At 43.7% G+C, this 3891-nt stretch carries 3 protein-coding genes; all 3 read right to left on the bottom strand.

The window, feature by feature from the left end; translation table 11 throughout:
- Positions 1-124 precede the first annotated feature (124 nt).
- The gene (locus KNP80_RS15590) at positions 125-400 is read right to left on the bottom strand and encodes a DUF4372 domain-containing protein (protein ID WP_251132412.1); all 276 of its coding nucleotides are present in this window, start codon (positions 398-400) and stop codon (positions 125-127) included.
- Positions 401-521: 121 nt separating this feature from the next.
- Complete coding sequence (locus KNP80_RS15585) at positions 522-1142, bottom strand: sortase (protein ID WP_214835076.1); 621 nt, start codon at positions 1140-1142, stop codon at positions 522-524.
- 59 nt (positions 1143-1201) lie between these two features.
- Positions 1202-3891: MucBP domain-containing protein (locus KNP80_RS15580; RefSeq protein WP_214835075.1), on the bottom strand; the 2690-nt coding region annotated here is incomplete at its 5' end.

Genomic DNA, 3891 nt, shown 5'->3' with positions numbered 1-3891 from the left:
TTACTTAACTTACTATAACGAAGAGCGTATCCAAGAAAAATTAGGCTACCTCACACCGATAAAATATGGTGTGGTGGCAGCCTAATAAGGTGTTTTTATTAGTGTCTCATATAGCTAGGTCAGTCTACAGCTCATTGTTTTTTCTGGAGAGCTGGGACACGCTAATGGATTCAACTCCGGCTGCCTGGGCAAGGTCATCGCTCGCAAGTGCGGCTTTGAGCGCATGAAGGCTGTCCGTTTGTGTTAGATGGGCGTGCAACATCAACAGTGTATAGGCCTGTGTTGTCAGTTTTTTTGTGTAGCGATCTTGTCCGCGAATCATCACGGTTTCGTTAAATTTTTCAAAATTTATGGGGCTAACCCATTTACCAAATGAAGTTTTTCGTGTATTCTTGTCCATGCGTGAGTCCTTTTTATTGGATTTGGACAGGAACTACCTGACCTTTCCATTATAAAGGACTTTTTCTTTTGATTTTCGCCAGTTTTTGAATGTTTTATGAATTCCTAATCTTCAAAATAAATTAACGCGACACTAGTGGTATTGCATAGACAATAAAACGGTCAGATGCAGCGCCAAATAGTTGAAACGGATAACAGGTAACCAAAACCAGCTCTTCCTTATCACTTGATTGGATAATGGATGTGTCACTGCCTTTCACCACATCTGTTCCAATCACTCTATATTCGTACGTTCCATATGGCATAGTAATTTTGATCAAATCATCTTCTTTAATGCCCTCCAAAGGTTCAAAAACGGTGTCTCGGTGCCCGGCCAGTAAAATTTGATCGTTCTGTCCCGGAAGCTTGGTAGACGGCATATGACCTACACCCTTACGCAGTGATCCTTCATCTGTGCCAGAAATGATTGGTGCCTCAATCTTTACGGAGTCAATTTCAATTACACCAGCATTGTCCCCTACCTCCAACTGAAAATCTGGAAGCAGATCAGTTTCCTCTTCTCCCTTTGCTGAGCCTTCTACAGACTTCTGCTTTCCAGCAGTTAATTCTTTATTTTCTTCAATCATCTGCTTTGTAGCGATTAGTTCTTTGTCGACTTCCGCACTGCCTTGAACTAATTCATACATGGCATAACTGACGACTAAGAAGCCAATTAATAGAAAACCAATGCCTGCTCGCTTCATTGCCCTCACTCCTAAAATAAAGGCCCTCTTTAATCAAGAGAAAAAAGAGGGCCTCCTTATTACATTACTTCAAGTGTCTTACGACGTTTGTTCCAAACTAGCAACATTATCATTCCGATAATCATCATGAGGCCGCCCATAATCATTATATTGAACGTATTCGTTGCTGTTTGTGGCAATTTATCTTGAACCGGTTGATCTGGTTCAGGGTGGTCGGGTTGTGGCTCTGTTGGTTGTGGCTCTGTTGGTTGTGGCTCTGTTGGTACTGGATTAGACGTAATTTTTTCATACACATAAGTCACGGTTTGTGAACCGTCTGTGAATGTGCCATCCGCGTTCTCCGGCTGCTCGACAAGTTTGTATCCTTCAATTTCTTTCGGAGTAGACGTGTATTCACTTCCTACTTCGCCTGTTAGCTTTTCAGAATCTGCGATCGGATTTCCATCTTGATCGACGTAAATTACTTTGACTTCTCCTGATACTGGTGTGTCTTTGATTTTTTCATACACATAAGTCACGGTTTGTGAACCGTCTGTGAATGTGCCGTCCGCGTTCTCCGGCTGCTCGACAAGTTTGTATCCTTCAATTTCTTTCGGAGTAGACGTGTATTCACTTCCTACTTCGCCTGTTAGCTTTTCAGAATCTGCGATCGGATTTCCATCTTGATCGACGTGCTTAATTGTTACTTCTCCCATTTCCACAGGTACTTCTGTCGAACTGTAAACATAAACAACTGTCTGTGGTGCTTCTTTAAACGTCCCATTTGCATTGTCAGGTGTAATAACAAGCTCGTAGCCATCAATCGCGGCAGGAGATGTACTGTAAGCCTCTCCGATCACGTCTGTCAGCATTTGTGGGTCAGCCAACGGGTTACCATCCTCATCAACAAATATAACGTTCACGATGCCATTCTGCGGTTCTACAGCGATCTTCGAATATACATAAGTGATTATTTGAGTATCCGCAGTGTAGATTCCTGAAGCATTTTCAGGAGTCACAATCAGCTCATATCCTTCAATCACAGCAGGATCAGTACTATAGGCTGCACCTACCACTCCCGTATATGCCTGTGAATCTTTCAAAATATTACCGGCCTCAGCCACAAATTGAACCACAATCGCTCCTTGTGTCTCAACCGGCTCTTCCGGAATTAGCGCATAAACATAAGTAACAACCTGTGTTCCTTCTGTAAATACCCCCGCGGCATTATCGGGTGTTGCAATTAATTCGTATCCTTCAATTTGAACTGGTTGAGTTGAATATGGCGAATTAACTTCACCTGTGAACGAATCACGTGTTACCAGAGATTCTCCCTGTTCATTAACATATTCAACAAGTACGGTTCCAGTAGGTACTTCTGTTTCAACTGGTGCATAGACATACGTAACAATCTGTTGTTCACCTGTGAACGAACCAGCAGCATTTCCTGGTGTTTGAACTAATTCATAACCAGCGATTGTTGCTGCCTCCGTATTGTACGGTGAACCAATCACGCCTATTACAGTCTCAGCTGCCAACAACTCATTTCCTTCTTCATCTACATGTACAACAACAATTGTACCCATTGGATCAGCTTTCTTGATGTATACATATGTCACGGTCTGAGGCTCATCTCCAAACACGCCCTCTGCATTGGAAGGTACTTCAACTAAATCATATCCGTCAATTTCTAGCGGTGCTGTCGTATACCCGGAACCAATCAGACCAGAATCAGTCATCGGTTCTGCAAGCGGAGTCCCCTCTGTATCCACATATTCAACTACAATAACACCTTTTACTTCTGGGACATCTGCAGGACCATAAACGTATGTCACTGTCTGGGTCTCATTTGTAAATTGACCAGATGCATTATCGGGTGTAGCCGTTAGTACATACCCCTCGAATTCTTTCGCCGCTGTAGTGTAGTCTGTTCCAATCTCTCCGGATAGTAGCTCCGTTTCAGTCAAGGCATTTCCTTTTTCATCTACATGATTGACCACTACTGTGCCAGTCTCAACAGGTGTCTGCACCGGTTGATAAACGTAAGTTATGGTTTGAGGATCCTCTGTGAATTCGCCTGTTGCGTTGGATGGAACTTCAACCAGTTCGAATCCATCAATTTCTATCGGCTCAGTGCTGTAAGTTTCGCCCACTGCACCGACTTGTGTGGTTGGCGCTGCTAATTCATTACCATCTTGGTCGACATATTCTACCGTGATACTACTAGCAACTTTTGCATACACATAAGTGACTGTCTGGTCTTCATTTGTAAATTGACCAGATGCATTATCAGGTGTAGCCGTTAGCACATACCCCTCGAATTCTTTCGCCGCTGTAGTGTAGTCTGTCCCAATCTCTCCGGATAGTAGCTCCGGTTCAGTCAAAGCATTTCCTTCTTCATCTACATGATTAACCGTTACTGTGCCTGGTTCAACAGGTGTCTGCACCGGTTGATAAACGTAAGTTACAGTTTGAGGATCCTCTGTGAATTCGCCTGTTGCGTTGGATGGAACTTCAACCAGTTCGAATCCATCAACTTCTGCCGGTTCAGTGGCATACTCTTCGCCCACTGTCCCTGTTTGCGTCGTTGACTCAGCTAGCTCATTTCCATCCTCGTCCACATATACGACCGTGACATCACCAGCCACTTTTGCGTACACATAAGTGACTGTCTGAGCTTCTTCGCCGAATTCACCAGTTGCGTTCTCTGGTGTTTCGATCACTACGTATCCTTCAATTTCAACCGGTTCAGTGGCATACTCTTCGCCCA

This window comes from Exiguobacterium sp. E4787 (assembly GCF_018618375.1).
GTDB classification, from domain to species: Bacteria; Bacillota; Bacilli; order Exiguobacteriales; family Exiguobacteriaceae; genus Exiguobacterium; species Exiguobacterium chiriqhucha.
The sequence above is the reverse complement of the archived record's forward strand: the minus strand, read 5'-3'. Positions and strand labels throughout refer to the sequence as shown.

Bases quoted from the DNA above. Each gene is read 5' to 3' on its own strand.
- KNP80_RS15590 (WP_251132412.1), bottom strand. From the start codon at position 400: ATGGACAAGAATACACGAAAAACTTCATTTGGTAAATGGGTTAGCCCC.
- KNP80_RS15585 (WP_214835076.1), bottom strand. From the start codon at position 1,142: ATGAAGCGAGCAGGCATTGGTTTTCTATTAATTGGCTTCTTAGTCGTC.